The sequence below is a fragment of the Streptococcus mitis genome, assembly GCF_047464965.1.
Classification (GTDB): Bacteria; Bacillota; Bacilli; order Lactobacillales; family Streptococcaceae; genus Streptococcus; species Streptococcus mitis_DU.
This window is the reverse complement of sequence record NZ_JASHAT010000001.1, coordinates 215124-231745: the sequence shown is the minus strand read 5'-3', so window position 1 is coordinate 231745 and position 16622 is coordinate 215124. Positions and strand designations below refer to the sequence as shown.

8 protein-coding genes are annotated in these 16622 nt (G+C 42.7%); 1 reads left to right on the top strand and 7 read right to left on the bottom strand.

Annotation, left to right across the window (positions count from 1 at the left end; genetic code table 11):
• Positions 1–31: 31 nt before the first annotated feature.
• Positions 32–3637, bottom strand: a complete 3606-nt coding sequence (rpoB, locus tag QM408_RS01165) for a DNA-directed RNA polymerase subunit beta (RefSeq protein WP_261099627.1) — start codon at positions 3635–3637, stop codon at positions 32–34.
• A gap of 449 nt (positions 3638–4086) precedes the next feature.
• Here rpoB and QM408_RS01160 point away from each other — a divergent pair, with 449 nt between their 5' ends.
• The gene (locus QM408_RS01160; protein ID WP_414373268.1) at positions 4087–7974 is read left to right on the top strand and encodes a pullulanase; all 3888 of its coding nucleotides are present in this window, start codon (positions 4087–4089) and stop codon (positions 7972–7974) included.
• 223 nt (positions 7975–8197) lie between these two features.
• On the opposite strand, the gene glmS is transcribed toward QM408_RS01160, so the two are convergent.
• The 6 genes from glmS to QM408_RS01130 form a co-directional block, all read right to left on the bottom strand.
• Positions 8198–10006: a glutamine--fructose-6-phosphate transaminase (isomerizing) gene (gene glmS, locus QM408_RS01155; RefSeq protein ID WP_261126521.1), complete on the bottom strand. Its 1809-nt coding sequence runs from the start codon at positions 10004–10006 to the stop codon at positions 8198–8200.
• Between the two features lie 191 nt (positions 10007–10197).
• A complete protein-coding gene (gene bglA, locus QM408_RS01150) occupies positions 10198–11577 on the bottom strand; it encodes a 6-phospho-beta-glucosidase (protein WP_414373265.1) in 1380 nt (459 codons plus the stop codon).
• Positions 11578–11675: 98 nt separating this feature from the next.
• Positions 11676–13529: a proline--tRNA ligase gene (locus QM408_RS01145; protein ID WP_414373262.1), complete on the bottom strand. Its 1854-nt coding sequence runs from the start codon at positions 13527–13529 to the stop codon at positions 11676–11678.
• 12 nt (positions 13530–13541) lie between these two features.
• Positions 13542–14801 (bottom strand): RIP metalloprotease RseP, encoded by a 1260-nt coding sequence (gene rseP / locus QM408_RS01140; protein WP_414373259.1) that lies wholly within the window; start codon positions 14799–14801, stop codon positions 13542–13544.
• Between the two features lie 21 nt (positions 14802–14822).
• Positions 14823–15626: a phosphatidate cytidylyltransferase gene (locus tag QM408_RS01135; RefSeq protein WP_023946755.1), complete on the bottom strand. Its 804-nt coding sequence runs from the start codon at positions 15624–15626 to the stop codon at positions 14823–14825.
• An 8-nt stretch (positions 15627–15634) separates the two neighbouring features.
• A complete protein-coding gene (locus QM408_RS01130; RefSeq protein ID WP_120769750.1) occupies positions 15635–16393 on the bottom strand; it encodes an isoprenyl transferase in 759 nt (252 codons plus the stop codon).
• Positions 16394–16622: the final 229 nt, after the last annotated feature.

The following is a 16622-nucleotide window of genomic DNA, read 5'->3' as shown; positions in this document are numbered from 1 at the left end:
TCCCTTTCTATTCTAAGTGAACTGCTTATTCTTATTCAGCAGTTTCTTCTGTTGCTTCCGCTTTTGTTGCTTTCTCAGCTTCTTCAGCTTCAAAGGCTGCTTTAGCCTCTTGTGCTGCTTTTTCGCGGGCTTTTTCAAGGTCATCTACGTGGATGACATCTTCGTCCATTCCTTCATCCAAGTCACGAAGTTCCACTTCTTGATCATCTTCGTCAAGGACTCGCATGTCAAGACCAAGAGATTGCAATTCTTTGACAAGAACTCGGAAGGATTCTGGAACACCTGGTTTTGGAATTGGTTTTCCTTTTGTAATAGCTTCATAAGCTTTCAAACGTCCGTTGATATCGTCAGACTTGTAAGTCAAGATTTCTTGAAGGACATTTGATGCACCGTAGGCTTCAAGAGCCCAAACCTCCATCTCACCGAAACGTTGTCCACCAAACTGAGCTTTACCTCCAAGTGGTTGTTGAGTAACGGTTGAGTAAGGTCCGACTGAACGCGCGTGCAATTTATCATCAACCATGTGGTGGAGTTTGATCATGTACATGACTCCGACAGAAACACGGTTATCAAATGGTTCACCTGTACGTCCATCGTAAAGGATTGTTTTGGCATCGCTATCCATACCAGCTTCTTTAACAGTTGACCAAAGATCTTCAGAACTTGCTCCGTCAAAGACTGGTGTTGCGATGTGAATACCAAGAGTACGAGCTGCCATCCCAAGGTGGAGTTCCATAACCTGACCGATATTCATACGTGATGGCACCCCAAGTGGGTTCAACATGATATCGACTGGAGTTCCATCTGGAAGGTAAGGCATATCTTCTACAGGAACGATACGAGAGACAACCCCTTTATTTCCGTGACGTCCGGCCATCTTATCTCCGACCTTGATCTTACGTTTTTGAGCGATGTAGACGCGAACCAGCATGTTGACACCTGATTGCAATTCATCTCCATTTGCACGTGTAAAGATCTTAACATCACGAACCACACCATCAGCTCCGTGTGGTACACGAAGAGAAGTGTCACGTACTTCACGAGATTTATCTCCGAAGATAGCGTGCAAGAGCCGTTCTTCAGCTGAAAGGTCTTTCTCACCCTTAGGTGTTACTTTACCTACAAGGATATCCCCTTCTTTAACCTCAGCACCGATACGGATAATACCCATTTCGTCAAGATCTTTAAGGGCATCTTCCCCAACGTTTGGAATTTCACGAGTAATTTCTTCAGGCCCAAGCTTTGTATCGCGTGTTTCTGATTCGTATTCTTCAAGGTGGACAGATGTATAGACATCGTCTTTCACCAAGCGTTCGCTCATGATAACGGCATCCTCGAAGTTGTAACCTTCCCAAGTCATGTAGGCAACGATTGGGTTTTGTCCAAGCGCCATTTCTCCATTTTCCATAGAAGGTCCGTCAGCGATGAAATCGCCTTTCTCAACGGCATCACCAACTTTTACGAGAGTGCGTTGGTTATAAGCAGTACCTGAGTTCGAACGACGGAATTTTTGGATGTGGTAAACGTCCAATGAACCATCTTCACGACGAACTTCTACCTTGTCAGCATCTGCATAGGTAACTTTACCGTCATACTGAGCAATCACAGCCGCTCCTGAATCGTGGGCTGCTTGGTATTCCATACCAGTACCAACGTAAGGTGCTTTAGGATTAATCAATGGTACAGCCTGACGTTGCATGTTGGCTCCCATGAGGGCACGGTTGGAGTCATCGTTTTCCAAGAAAGGAATACATGCTGTCGCAACGGCAACTACCTGTTTTGGTGATACGTCCATGTAGTCAACAACATTCGCTGGATACTCTTGGTTGACCCCTTGGTGACGTCCCATGACAACTTTCTCAGCAAATGTTCCATCTTCATTCAGACGAGAATTAGCCTGTGCTACAGTAAATTCATCTTCTTCATCGGCTGTCAACCAAACGATTTCGTTCGTAACAACACCTGTTTCACGGTCAACTTTACGGTATGGTGTTTGAACAAAACCATATTTGTTCAAGTGTCCGTAAGATGACAAGTTATTGATCAAACCGATGTTAGGTCCTTCAGGTGTCTCGATTGGACACATACGACCGTAGTGAGTGTAGTGCACGTCACGTACTTCATATCCAGCACGGTCACGTGTCAAACCACCAGGCCCCAAGGCTGACAAACGGCGTTTGTGAGACAACTCAGAAAGTGGGTTGTGTTGGTCCATGAACTGTGACAACTGTGATGAACCAAAGAATTCTTTAACCGCAGCTGTTACAGGACGGATATTGATAATTTGTTGTGGTGTCAAGACTTCGTTGTCCTGGACAGACATCCGTTCACGGACATTACGTTCCATACGAGAAAGTCCAAGACGTACTTGGTTAGCAAGCAATTCACCAACCGCACGGATACGACGGTTTCCAAGGTGGTCGATATCATCTACACGGCCAAGCCCTTCAGCCAAGTTGAGGAAGTAGCTCATCTCAGCAAGGATATCTGCAGGAGTGACGATACGAACCTTGTCATCTGGATTAGCATTACCGATGATCGTTACAACACGGTCTGGATCAGTTGGAGCAACAACCTTGAATTTTTGAAGAACAACTGGCTCAGTCACAACGGCTGCATCATTTGGAATGTAGACAATCTTGTTCAAGTCGCCATCCAAATAGCTTTCAATACTTTCAATCACGCTACGAGTCATGACTGTTCCAGCTTCTACCAAGATTTCGCCTGTTTCAGGGTCTACCAATGGCTCAGCAATAGTTTGGTTAAGCAAACGTGTTTTAACATTGAGTTTTTTATTGATTTTGTAACGACCGACAGCTGCCAAGTCATAACGACGTGGGTCAAAGAAACGAGCTACAAGCAAGCTACGTGAGCTTTCAGCAGTCTTAGGCTCACCTGGACGAAGGCGTTCGTAAATTTCTTTCAAAGCTTCGTCGGTACGAGAGTCCATTGGATTCTTGTGGATATCTTTTTCAACAGTGTTGCGAACCAATTCGCTATCACCAAAGATATCAAAGATTTCATCATCACCTGAGAAACCAAGCGCACGAACCAATGTTGTAAATGGAATCTTACGAGTACGGTCGATACGAGTGTAGGCAATATCTTTTGAGTCGCTTTCAAGTTCCAACCAAGCTCCACGGTTAGGGATAACAGTTGACCCGTACCCCACTTTACCGTTTTTATCAACTTTATCGTTAAAGTAAACACCTGGTGAGCGGACCAACTGAGATACGATGATACGTTCACCACCATTGATGATGAAAGTACCCATTTCAGTCATGATTGGGAAATCACCAAAGAAAACTTCTTGGGTTTTGATTTCGCCTGTTTCTTTATTGATCAAGCGGAAGGTTACAAAAATTGGTGCTGAGTAGCTAGCATCGTGGATACGAGCTTCTTCTAGCGTGTATTTTGGTTCCTTGATTTCATATCCAACAAATTCCAACTCCATTGTGTCTGTGAAGTTTGAAATTGGCAATACATCTTCAAATACTTCCTTAAGACCATGGTCTAGGAAATCTTTGAATGAGTCAGTTTGAATTTCAATCAAATTTGGTAAGTCAAGAACTTCTTTGATTCTTGAAAAACTACGACGGGTACGATGTTTCCCGTATTGAACGTCATGTCCTGCCAAGATGATTCTCCTTTGTAAATAAGTTCCAAGCCTTGTCAATCAGGCTTTTCTAATCGTCATATGGTTTTAAAAACCCCTATCACCGTGTCCTCTTGATAAATTTTCAGAATCTTTAAGTCTTTGTTACAAGCACTCAAAATCCTGAAAAAAAGCACAAAAAGAGCAGCTAAATCTGACTTCTTCAGAAGATTTAACTGCTGTGAGCCTTGTCTGGACAATATTTCAGACAAAACCTACGACAAATGATTATTCATATTATACCCTATTTAGCTAGATTTTTCAAGGGGATTAACGATTTTTTGACAAAATCTTTTCCTATAAGAAATACTGGCTTAATCGTAACAAAATTTGTTGCGATTTTTTCTTTTATTTTAATTTTAGGAAAACGCTTGCATCTTATTTTACTAAGTGCTATACTGATAAAGAAATTCATTTATAGGAGATTGATTATGAAAAGAACACCATCTCACACTGAGAAAAAAATGGTTTACAGCATCCGTTCTCTCAAGAATGGAACTGGTTCTGTCCTTATTGGAGCAAGCCTTATTCTGCTTGCCATGGCTACACCAACTATCTCAGCAAACGAAAATACACCAACCACTAACGAACCCAGCAACAGAAATACGACCTCCCTTACTCAACCTCTTACTGATGCAACAAACATCGCTGGCAAGAACGAAAGCGATTTTTCTTCACCCGATAGTGCAAACGCTTCCCTAAAGAAAACAGAAGAAAAACCTGCAACAGAGCCAACTACTCCTGCTGCAACTCCCGCCGATTCAGCCCCACAAACCGGACAAGATCGTTCAAGTGAACCAACTACTTCTACGAGTCCAGTAACGACTGAAACTAAGGCAGAAGAACCAATAGAAGACAACTACTTCCGTATCCATGTCAAAAAGCTTCCTGAAGAAAACAAGGATGCTCAAGGACTATGGACTTGGGACGATGTTGAAAAACCATCTGAAAACTGGCCTAACGGAGCCTTGTCCTTTAAGGATGCCAAAAAAGATGACTATGGCTACTACCTAGATGTCAAATTAAAGGGAGAACAAGCCAAGAAAATTAGCTTCCTCATCAATAATACAGCTGGGAAAAATCTAACCGGCGATAAATCGATAGAAAAACTGGCACCAAATATGAATGAGGCTTGGTTGGACCAAGAACACAAGGTTTTCTCTTACGAGCCACAACCTGCAGGAACTATTCGCGTCAACTACTACCGTACAGATGGCAACTATGACAAGAAATCTCTCTGGTACTGGGGAGATGTGAAAAATCCAAGTAGTGGTGAATGGCCTAACGGAACAGATTTTACGGCTACAGGCAAATATGGTCGCTATATCGATATTCCACTCAAAGATGCAGCTAAAGACCTTGGATTTTTATTACTAGACAGAAACAAACAAGGAGACGATGTGAAAATCCGTAAAGAAGATTATAAGTTCACAGATTTAAAAAATCATAGCCAAATTTTCCTAAAAGACGATGATGAATCGATTTACACAAATCCATACTATGTCCATGATATCCGTATGACAGGAGCCCAACACGTAGGCACTTCTAGCATTGAGAGTAGTTTTTCAACACTTGTCGGTGCTAAAAAAGAGGATATCCTCAAACACTCCAACATCACTAATCACCTAGGAAATAAAGTAGCTATCACCGATGTTGCAATCGATGAAGCTGGTAAGAAAGTGACCTACAGTGGAGATTTCTCGGACACAAAACATCCTTATACCGTGAGCTACAACGCTGACCAATTCACTACCAAAACAAGCTGGCGTCTGAAAGATGAGACTTACAGTTATGATGGCAAACTTGGAGCTGACCTAAAAGAAGAAGGAAAACAAGTTGATTTAACCCTTTGGTCACCAAGTGCTGACAAGGTTTCTGTCGTTGTCTACGACAAGAATAACCCTGAAAAAGTGGTTGGAACTGTCGCTCTTGAAAAAGGGGAAAGAGGAACTTGGAAACAAACTCTAGATAGCACAAACAAACTCGGAATCACAGATTTCACTGGATACTATTATCAATACCAAATCGAACGTCAAGGTAAAACTGTTCTTGCACTCGATCCTTACGCTAAGTCCCTCGCTGCTTGGAATAGTGACGATGCTAAGATTGACGATGCCCATAAAGTGGCTAAAGCCGCCTTTGTAGATCCAGCCAAACTCGGACCTCAAGACTTGACTTATGGTAAGATTCACAATTTCAAGACTCGTGAAGATGCCGTTATCTACGAAGCTCATGTGCGTGACTTCACTTCAGATCCTGCCATTGCAAAAGACTTGACCAAACCATTTGGTACCTTTGAAGCCTTTATTGAAAAACTAGACTATCTCAAAGACTTAGGTGTGACCCACATCCAGCTCCTTCCAGTCTTGTCTTACTACTTTGTCAATGAATTGAAAAACCATGAACGCTTGTCTGACTATGCTTCAAGCAACAGCAACTATAACTGGGGATATGATCCTCAAAACTACTTCTCCTTGACTGGTATGTATTCAAGCGATCCTAAAAATCCAGAAAAACGAATCGCAGAATTTAAAAACCTCATCAACGAAATCCACAAACGTGGCATGGGAGCTATCCTAGATGTCGTTTATAACCATACAGCCAAGGTCGATATCTTTGAAGATTTAGAGCCAAACTACTACCACTTTATGGATGCTGACGGAACACCTCGAACTAGCTTTGGTGGTGGACGCTTGGGGACAACCCACCATATGACCAAACGGCTCCTAGTTGACTCTATCAAATATCTAGTTGATACCTACAAAGTTGATGGCTTCCGTTTCGATATGATGGGAGACCATGATGCCGCTTCTATCGAAGAAGCGTACAAGGCTGCACGCGCCCTCAATCCAAACCTCATCATGCTTGGTGAAGGTTGGAGAACCTATGCTGGTGATGAAAACATGCCTACTAAAGCTGCTGACCAAGATTGGATGAAACATACCGATACTGTCGCTGTCTTTTCAGATGACATCCGTAACAACCTCAAGTCTGGTTATCCAAACGAAGGCCAACCTGCCTTTATCACAGGTGGCAAGCGTGATATCAACACCATCTTCAAAAATCTCATTGCTCAACCAACCAACTTTGAAGCTGACAGCCCTGGAGATGTCATCCAATACATCGCAGCCCATGATAACTTGACCCTCTTTGACATCATCGCCCAATCTATCAAAAAAGATCCAAGCAAAGCTGAGAACTATGCTGAAATCCACCGTCGTTTGCGACTTGGAAATCTCATGGTCTTGACAGCTCAAGGAACTCCGTTTATCCACTCCGGTCAGGAATATGGACGTACTAAACAATTCCGTGACCCAGCCTACAAGACTCCAGTAGCAGAGGATAAGGTTCCAAACAAATCTCACTTGTTGCGTGATAAGGACGGCAATCCATTTGACTATCCTTACTTCATACATGACTCTTACGATTCGAGTGATGCTATTAACAAGTTTGACTGGACTAAGGCTACAGATGGAAAAGCATATCCTGAAAATGTCAAGAGCCGTGACTATATGAAAGGTTTGATTGCCCTTCGTCAATCTACAGATGCCTTCCGACTTAAGAGTCTCCAAGATATCAAAGACCGTGTCCACCTCATCACTGTTCCAGGCCAAAATGGTGTGGCAAAAGAGGACGTGGTAATTGGCTACCAAATCACTGCTCCAAATGGGGATATCTACGCAGTCTTTGTCAATGCGGACGAAAAAGCTCGCGAATTTAATTTGGGAACTGCCTTTGCACATCTCAGAAATGCTGAAGTTTTAGCAGATGAAAACCAAGCAGGGCCAGTCGGAATTGCCAACCCGAAAGGACTTGAGTGGACTGAAAAAGGCTTGAAATTAAATGCCCTTACAGCTACTGTTCTTCGAGTCTCTCAAGGCGGTGCCATTGTTGCCCCAGCTGTGGAAGAAAAACCAGAATTTGATCTTTCTAGCTTAAAACAAGAACAAGGGCAAAATAATAGCCAAGGCCATATTTCAAACCCAGTAATCAAATCTGAACATCAAGAACCAGCTCCACAAGCTAAACCTGACTCTACTAAACCAGATGCCAAAGTAGCTGATGCAGAAGATAAACCCAAGCAAGCTACAACTGATTCACAACCAGCACAAGAAGCACAACCATCATCTGTAAGTGAAGCTGTTCAAAACGAATCGGTAGAAAACTCTAGCAAGGAAAATATACCTGCGCCCCTAGCTAAACAAGCTGAACTTCCAAATACAGGAACCAAAAATGATCACAAACTTCTGTTTGCAGGAATTAGTCTCCTTGCACTCCTAGGTCTCGGGTTCTTGTTAAAAAACAAAAAAGAGAACTAAACTAGCCCTCCTATAGAACAATCCCCCAAGCCTTAACGCTCGGGGGATTGATTTTTGCACAATATTTGCCGTCATAATAAACTCGATTAGGATTTTTTATTAAGACTCTTCTAAAATCAAATTCAAACCACGTCAGCTTCACCTTGCCGTACTCAAGTACAGCCTGCGGCTAGCTTCCTAGTTTGCTCACAAGAAAAAGCCTAGATAACTAGACTTTTTTAGCTTATTCTACCGTTACTGACTTAGCAAGGTTACGTGGTTTATCCACATCAAGGCCACGGTGCAGTGTTGCAAAGTAAGCGACCAATTGTGTTGGTACGACCATTGAAATTGGTGAGAGGTAAAGGTGTACGGCCGTAAGGACGATATCGTCTGTCTCTTTAGCAACATTTTCTTCTGCGATAGTGAGGACTTTGGCACCACGGGCTGCCACTTCTTGGATATTTCCACGAGTGTGGTTGGCAAGGACTGGATCTGACAAGAGAGCCAAGACAGGCGTTCCTTCTTCAATCAAGGCAATGGTTCCATGCTTGAGTTCTCCTGCTGCAAAACCTTCACACTGGATGTAAGAAATCTCTTTGAGTTTAAGGCTTGCTTCCATAGCTACGTAGTAATCTTGACCACGCCCAATATAAAAGGCGTTGCGAGTTGTTTCAAGAAGCCCACGAACCTTGGCTTCAATGGTTTCTTTCTCTGAAAGAGTTGATTCGATAGACTGAGCTACGATTGACAACTCATGAACTAAATCAAATGCTTGCGCTTTGGCATTGCCATTTGCTTCTCCGACTGCTTTTGCAAGGAAGGCAAGGGCTGCGATTTGCGCTGTATAAGCCTTGGTTGAGGCTACGGCAATTTCAGGACCTGCATGAAGAAGCATAGTATGGTTGGCTTCACGAGAAAGAGTAGAGCCTGGTACGTTTGTCACTGTCAAGCTTGGGATTCCCATTTCATTAGCCTTAACCAAAACCTGACGGCTATCCGCCGTTTCACCAGACTGACTGATAAAGATGAAGAGTGGTTTCTTGCTGAGAAGTGGCATACCGTAACCCCACTCAGATGAAATTCCAAGTTCAACTGGTGTATCTGTCAATTCTTCCAGCATCTTCTTAGAAGCAAATCCTGCGTGGTAAGATGTCCCAGCTGCAAGGATGTAGATACGGTCTGCGTCTTGAACAGCCTTGATGATAGCTGGGTCTACTACTACTTGACCAGCCTCATCTGTGTAGGCTTGGATGAGTTTACGCATAACAGTTGGTTGCTCATCAATTTCCTTGAGCATGTAGTAAGGATAAGTTCCCTTACCGATATCAGATAAGTCTAGCTCAGCAGTGTAGCTAGCGCGCTCACGACTATTACCATCATAGTCTTGAACTTCCACGCTATCCGCCTTGACGATTACCAACTCTTGGTCATGAATTTCCATGTATTGGTTGGTTTCACGAATCATAGCCATAGCATCTGAGCAGACCATGTTATAGCCTTCTCCAAGACCAATCAAAAGTGGTGATTTATTCTTAGCTACGTAGATGACTTCAGGATCTTGTGAGTCAACCAAGGCAAAGGCATAAGAACCACGGATGATGTGAAGAGCTTTTTTGAAGGCTTCAAGAACTGACAAGCCATCTTCTTCCGCAAATTTTCCAATCAAGTGAACGGCGATTTCAGTATCTGTTTGCCCCTTAAAGTGGTGACCTGCAAGGTATTCTTCCTTGATTTCAAGGTAGTTCTCAATCACTCCATTGTGAACCAAGACAAAACGTTCTGTCTCAGAGCGGTGTGGGTGAGCATTGTCTTCCGTTGGTTTCCCGTGAGTCGCCCAACGAGTATGTCCGATACCAGTTGTACCCTCAACACCAGCTGTCTTGGCAGATAATTCTGCGATACGACCGACAGCCTTGACTAGGTGATTTTCAGCACCACCTAGGACAAAAATCCCCGCAGAATCATAGCCACGGTATTCGAGCTTTTCAAGCCCTTGAATCAAAATATCAGTTGCATTTGTGTTCCCAACAACACCAACAATTCCACACATAGTATATACGACACAGACCAGCTGTGCTTTCTCCTTAAAATTGGTATAGTCTAATTCCTCTTTTATAGAATCAGCAAAAACAGTATATACTTGTTTCTTTCACTTGTCAAGAGTAAAAATTGGTATAGTTCAAATTACGCTCCTGTTAGCAAAAAACTCTGACCAATTAGGATAATCAGTCAGAGTCCTTTTTAAAATCCATTATTGTCGCTTAATTCCTTGAACCAGTGCCCTGATTTTTTCAGACGACGTTCTTGCGTTTCCAAGTCTAATTCGACCAAGCCATAGCGATTTTTATAACTATTGAGCCATGACCAGCAGTCAATAAAGGTCCAAATTAAGTAACCCTTACAATTGGCTCCGTCTTCAATAGCACGGTAAAGTTCACCAAGATGACCTTTTACAAAGTCAATACGATAATCATCTTGAATTATTCCATCTTGACGGAATTTTTCTTCCCCCTCAACACCCATACCATTCTCTGTCAACATCCACTCAATATTGCCATAATTTTTCTTGATATTTTGGGCAATGTCATAAATCCCTTGCTCATAAATCTCCCAGCCACGGTGAGGATTGATTTTACGTCCAGGCATCACATAAGGCTCGTAAAAATGTTCTGGCAAAAGAGGACTCTCTGGATGTTTCGCAAATCGAGGCGCCATAACACGCAAAGGTTGATAGTAGTTGACACCGAGGAAGTCCACCGTATTATCACGAATGAGTTCCAACTCTTCCTCCGTAGTATCAGGTAAGAGGCCGTGTTCATACAAGATTTCTACCAATTCCTGTGGATAAGTCCCCAAAACAGACGGATCTAAGAAAGATTGGGCCTGAAAAAGGTCCGCAATACGAGCAGCCTTGACATCAGCAGGATGCTGGCTACGTGGATAAGCCGGTGTCAAGTTGAGGACAATCCCAATTTTGGAATTAGGCAAGAGTTCATGACAGGCCTTGACTGCCCGACTGCTAGCCAATTGTGTATGATAGGCTACTTTAACGGCTGCCTCTGCATCCACCTTATGTGGATAATGAGCATCATAAAAATAGCCAAATTCTACAGGAACGATTGGCTCGTTAAAGGTAATCCACTGATCCACTAAATCTCCATAAGTCTCAAAACAAAAACGAGCATAGTCTTCATAAGCTGAGACAGTCGCCTTATTTTCCCAACCATCGCCATCTTCTTGAAGAGCAAAAGGCAGATCAAAATGATAGAGATTGACTAAAAGACGAATTCCTTTAGCCTTAATAGCCTCAAAAACCTTACGATAGAAATCCACACCTTGAGCATTGACTTTTCCACGCCCTTGTGGAAAAATCCGTGACCATTGAATAGAAGTCCGAAAGGCTGTATGACCAGTTTCTACCAGTAGCTCGATATCTTTTTCCCAATTTTCATAAAAGGTCGATGTCTTATCTGGACCAATTCCATTATAGTAGCGATTTGACTCCACTTGGTACCAATAATCCCAGAGATTATCTCCTTTACCGTCACCAGCTACACGTCCTTCTGTCTGTGGTCCAGAAGTAGAGGATCCCCAGACAAAATCCTTTGGAAATCTTAGCATACATTTACCTCTTTATCTACTCATTTTTCTCATTATACAGAAAAAACAAGGTAAAAACTAGTTACATTTTTTCCTTGTTTTTCTTCTGATTATAGTTTTTATTTCTTGCTGAGAATTTCAAGCGTTTCAAGTAAGTTATCTGCATGAACTTCGATAGTATCACCAGTCGCTTTAATCTTCACTTCTACGATGCCATCGGCTGCTTTCTTCCCAACAGTGATACGGATTGGCAACCCAATCAAATCGCTATCGCTGAATTTGACTCCGACACGTTCATTACGGTCGTCTGTCAAGACTTCGTAACCAGCTCCCATCAAGCTTGCTTCAAGCTTTTCTGTCAAGGCTTGCGCTTCTTCATCTTTGACATTGACAGTAATCAAGTGCACGTCAAATGGTGCCAACTCTTTAGGGAAGTTGATTCCCCAAGCATAACGGTATTCACCTTTTGGCGTTTTATTAACAAAGAGGCGAGCGTGTTGCTCCATCACTGCTGAAAGGAGACGGCTGACACCGATACCATATGAACCCATGATGATCGGTACAGCACGGCCATTTTCATCCAAGACATCTGCTCCCATGCTTGCTGAGTAGCGAGTACCGAGTTTAAAGATGTGACCAATTTCGATACCACGCGCAAAGTTAAGGACACCTTGTCCGTCTGGAGAAATTTCACCCTCACGAACTTCACGGATATCCACATATTCTGCAATAAAGTCACGACCTGGGTTCACACCAGTCAAGTGGTAGCCATCTTCGTTAGCACCGACAACTGCATTGCGAACATCTTGCACCTTACGGTCTGCGATGATTTTAACATTCTCTGGCAAACCAACTGGGCCAAGTGAACCGAATCCTGCTTGAACAACATTTGCCACTTCTTCTTCGCTAGCAACGTCAAAGAAATCTGCTCCCAAGTGGTTTTTCAACTTGACTTCGTTGAGTTGGTCATTTCCAACTAGAAGGGCTGCAACAAGTTCACCATCTGCCATGTAAAAGAGAGTTTTGATCGTTTGTTCTTCTGGAACATTGAGGAAGGCTGCAACTTCATCGATTGATTTAACATCTGGCGTTGCAACACGAGTTACTTCTTCTTCAGCGACAACACGGTTGCTTGGTTTGTACTCGTTTGTTGCCATTTCTAAGTTAGCCGCATAGCTAGACTCACTTGAGTAAGCAATGGTATCTTCACCAGAAACCATCCATTTGAGCAATTCTGCCTTGATTTCTTCTTGCACTTCTGTAGGAATTTCATCAAATGAGGCAACTGACTTGTCCAAGACAACCCAGCGGTCAAGGTCTGTACGAGCAGGTGTAATGGCCATAAATTCTTGGCTGTCCTTACCACCCATGGCTCCACCGTCACCGATGATAGCCTTGAAGTCTAAACCACTACGAGTGAAAATACGCTCATAGGCAGCCTTGTATTCATCATAAGTTACATCTAAGCTATCATAATTAGAGTGGAAGCTATAACCGTCTTTCATAATAAACTCACGCGTACGGAGAAGTCCATTACGTGGGCGTTTCTCATCACGATACTTAGGTTGAATTTGATAGAGATTAAGTGGTAATTGCTTGTAAGACTTAACAGAATCACGAACAATAGTTGTAAAGGTTTCTTCGTGAGTTGGACCTAGGATAAAGTCTGATTTTTCGCGGTTTTTTAGTTTATAAAGGTCTTCACCATAAGTTTCGTAACGACCTGATTCGCGCCACAACTCTGCACTGAGAAGGGCTGGAGCCAACATCTCAACGGCACCAATCTTGTCGAATTCTTGGCGCATGATGTTTTTAGCTTTTTCAATCACACGGTTGGCAAGTGGTAAGTAAGAATAAACACCTGCAGATACTTGACGAACATAACCAGCGCGCAACATAAGAGCATGGCTGATAACTTGAGCATCACTTGGCATTTCGCGAAGCGTTGGGATAAGCATTTTACTTTGTTTCATAATATTCCTCGATTATCTAAAAAAGAGTCGCATGATGTCATTCCAAGTCACAGCAATCATCAAGACAACCATGATGACCACTCCGGCCAAGGTGACATAGGTTTCAATTTCTTGTTTTAATGGTTTACGGCGAATGGCTTCCAGGATATTGAGCACAATCTTACCACCATCCAATGCTGGAATCGGAATAAGATTAAAAATCCCAATATTGATGGAAATCACTGCCAAGAAGTACAAGACATTCTCAATTCCATTTTTAGCAGCATCACTACTTGCCTTAAAGATGGCAACAGGTCCACCTAGCTTGTTCAAATCCGGTTGGAAAATCAGATTTTTCAGATCTGATAGAATTCGTAGGGCCGAGTCAGCAGCAGTTGTAAAACCACCTACAAACATAGATACAAAATCTGATTTAATCCCCGGTTGAACACCTAGAAGGTAACGACCTTGACTTTCTTCCGGAGTAACAGTGACTTGTTTGTCACTACCATTTTCAGAAATAGTTACATCCAAGGTCGGGGCCGTCTTATCTTTGGTTTCTGATTCCACAGCCTGAATCAAACTTTCCCAGTTGCTAACCTCATGTGAGCCAATTTTGGTAATTTGTGCCGTTTCTGGTACTCCCACCTTAGCCAAGGCCCCTTGGGGCATAATATGGAACTGGTTGGTATCGACATCTCTGACACCACCCTGCATAAAGATTAAAATCCAGAAAACAACGACACCTAAGATAAAGTTGTTCATAGGGCCTGCAAAATTAGTAATGAGTTTCCCCCAGATAGTCGCATTTTGATATTGAACATCTAAAGGTGCAATCCGAACCTCAGTACCATCTGATTCCACAACCGTTGCATCGTGATCCACTGCAAATGTTTTTTCTTCTTCCAGAACCAAGCCCTTGATAAAGAGCTTGTCTTCAAAATCAAACTGGGTCACCTGCATAGGAAGGGCTGTTTGATCTAATTTTTTACCTGAAAGATTTATGCGTTTAACTTTACCATCATCAGTAAGCGTCAAACTGACAGGAGTTCCTGTCTTGATTTCAGTTGTATCATCACCCCAACCGGCCATACGAACATAGCCCCCAAGAGGCAAGATTCGAATGGTGTAGGCCGTCCCATCCTTGCCAATGTGAGCAAAGATTTTGGGTCCCATGCCAATGGCAAATTCACGCACTAGAATCCCTGATTTCTTGGCAAAGTAGAAGTGCCCGAACTCGTGCACCACCACAATAATCCCGAAAACCAGAATAAAGGTTAAAATTCCGAGCATAGTATTTCCTCCGTCTTTTGATTAAAAGAGTCCAAATAAGTGCATGATTGGAAATACAAGCAACATACTATCAAAACGATCCAAAACACCACCATGTCCAGGGATAAATTTCCCAGAATCCTTGACACCAAAATGACGTTTGATCGAACTTTCTAGTAAATCACCAAATTGTCCAGCAATGCTAAAGAAAATAGCAAAGACCGACATCTTGTAAATTCCATACGGAAGAGCAACTGTTCTGTCAAACATCATAAAGATGATGGTTACTAAAATAGCGCCTAAAATACCACCCAAGGCACCCTCAAAGGTTTTATTTGGAGAAACCGTCGGAGCTAATTTTCGTTTACCATAGTTCATCCCAACAAGATAGGCACCACTGTCTGTCGCCCAGACGATACACAAGGCCAATAGAGCCTTATCTAAACCTGCAACGCGAGCATCTAGTAAAGCATTAAATCCAAAGCCAACATAGAAACTCATAGCAAGAGGGAAAACAGCGTCCTCAATCGTATAAGACTTGCTAAAAACAGTCGTTCCTAACATGATTGAAATCAAAACACTATAGGCAACCACATTCCCATCAACTGGTAAAAAAGTCAGATAATTCTCCAAGGGAATGGTTAAGGCAAAGGTTGCAAAGAGGGTCAAGAGGCCCTCCATAGTCATGGTCTCTAGACCTCTCATCTTCAAAAGTTCATGCATGGCTAGCATGGCTATGATTCCAATTGCTATCTGAAGCAAGAGGCCACCAATCATTAAAATTGGTAGGAAAATAGCCAGGGCAATCCCTGCAAACAAGGTTCTTTTCTGTAAATCTTGTGTCATATTTCCTCCTAAACTCCTCCAAATCGGCGATGACGACGATTGTATGCAAGAATGGCTTCCTGCAAGGCTGCCTCGTCAAAATCAGGCCACAAGGTATCCGTAAAATAGAGCTCACTGTAGGCTCCCTGCCATGGAAGGAAATTGCTCAAACGCAATTCTCCACTAGTACGGATAATCAAGTCTGGGTCTCGTACATCCTTAGGCAAATGCTGAGTGAAGAGATAGTTGCCAATCAATTCCTCTGTGATGTCACCTGGGTTGATTTTGGCATCTAACACATCCTGGGAAATCAACTTAAGAGCCTGTGTAATCTCAGCACGTCCACCATAGTTGAGGGCAAAATTAAGAATCAAACCTGTGTTGTTCTTAGTCAATTCCTCAGCCTTGGTCAGAGCTTCAAAAGTTTGCTTAGGCAGGCGGTCTGTCTCCCCAATCATTTGAATCTTAACATTATTCGCATGCAATTCCGGGACATAATTATCATAAAACTCTACTGGCAAGTTCATGATAAACTTGACTTCCTGATCTGGACGGGTCCAGTTTTCTGTAGAAAAAGCATAAACTGTAATCACCTTGACGCCTAGTTTGTTGGCTGCCTTGGTCACAGTTTGCAATGCTTCCATGCCCGCCTTGTGTCCGAAGACTCGCGGTTGCATACGTTTTTTAGCCCAACGCCCATTGCCATCCATGATGATGCCGATATGAGCAGGAACCTGTGTCGGAACCTCTACTTCCACAGCCTTATCTTTCTTAAAAAATCCAAACATGATCTTATTCCTATTCAAAAATCTATCGTTTCATTATACCATATTTCCCTATTTTCTTCTATCACTAAGCTATTTATACTCTTCGAAAATCAAATTCAAACCACGTCAGCTCTATCTGCAACCTCAAAACAGTGTTTTGAGCAACCTGCAGCTAGCTTCCTAGTTTGCTCTTTGATTTTCATTGAGTATTATTCTCAGGCACCAAGCCCATTTTTCAAAAAAATAAGCC